This is a genomic window from Vibrio ouci, assembly GCF_004551525.1.
Taxonomy (GTDB): domain Bacteria; phylum Pseudomonadota; class Gammaproteobacteria; order Enterobacterales; family Vibrionaceae; genus Vibrio; species Vibrio ouci.
The window spans coordinates 1-706 of record NZ_SATR01000266.1 but is presented as its reverse complement, the minus strand read 5'-3'; the positions used below and the strand labels follow the sequence as shown (position 1 = coordinate 706).

Sequence of the window (706 nt, the reverse complement as noted above, 5' to 3'; positions counted from 1 at the left end):
ACATGAGCCGTATCCACTTTGACCAAGATATTCAGCCTTTGTCTGAATTTCGTGCTGGCGTAACGTCATTTATTAAACAGATTAACGAAACTCGTAGACCATTAGTAATCACACAACGTGGTAAGGGTGTTGCGGTTGTCCTTGATGTTGCGGAATATGAAGCAATGCAGGAGAAGATCGAGTTACTGGAAGAAATGCGTACTGCTGAAGCACAATTAGCTTCAGGTTTAGGTGTTTCCAATGAAGACGCTCGCGCTCAAGTGTTGGGGCGTATCAAGAAATGAAAGTAGTCTGGTCACCACTAGCATTACAAAAGTTAGGTGATGCAGCCGAGTTTATTTCACTGGATAACCCAGTGGCAGCAGAAAGCTGGGTTAATGAGGTTTTCGATAAAACCGAACTTCTCTCAAATATGCCTGAAATGGGGCGAATGGTTCCTGAGTTACCTCATACTAATTATCGTGAAATCCTTTTTGGCCACTACCGAATCATATATAGCCTCAGTCATGAAATTCGTGTCCTGACAGTAAGAAATTGTCGTCAAATGCTAACGGAAAGTGATGTGTAGCAATTGTGTTATAACAATCAATTTAAGAGGGATTCACAACGCTTGGCATTTTTGCTTCTACTTCAAATTTAGTGTTTATGGCACAATGCATTAGGTTTGGGGGAGGCGTTGTTCACCCCTTAATTGGGCGTTAGGTTT

The 706-nt window shown here is 41.9% G+C and carries 2 protein-coding genes; both read left to right on the top strand.

The window, feature by feature from the left end; translation table 11 throughout:
* Window positions 1-2: 2 nt before the first annotated feature.
* Window positions 3-284, top strand: coding sequence for a type II toxin-antitoxin system Phd/YefM family antitoxin (locus tag ELS82_RS25590; RefSeq protein ID WP_011080399.1), 282 nt, complete (start codon window positions 3-5; stop codon window positions 282-284).
* The gene (locus ELS82_RS25585; RefSeq protein ID WP_011080400.1) at window positions 281-568 is read left to right on the top strand and encodes a type II toxin-antitoxin system RelE/ParE family toxin; all 288 of its coding nucleotides are present in this window, start codon (window positions 281-283) and stop codon (window positions 566-568) included. Before ELS82_RS25590 ends, ELS82_RS25585 begins: the two co-directional genes overlap by 4 nt.
* Window positions 569-706: the final 138 nt, after the last annotated feature.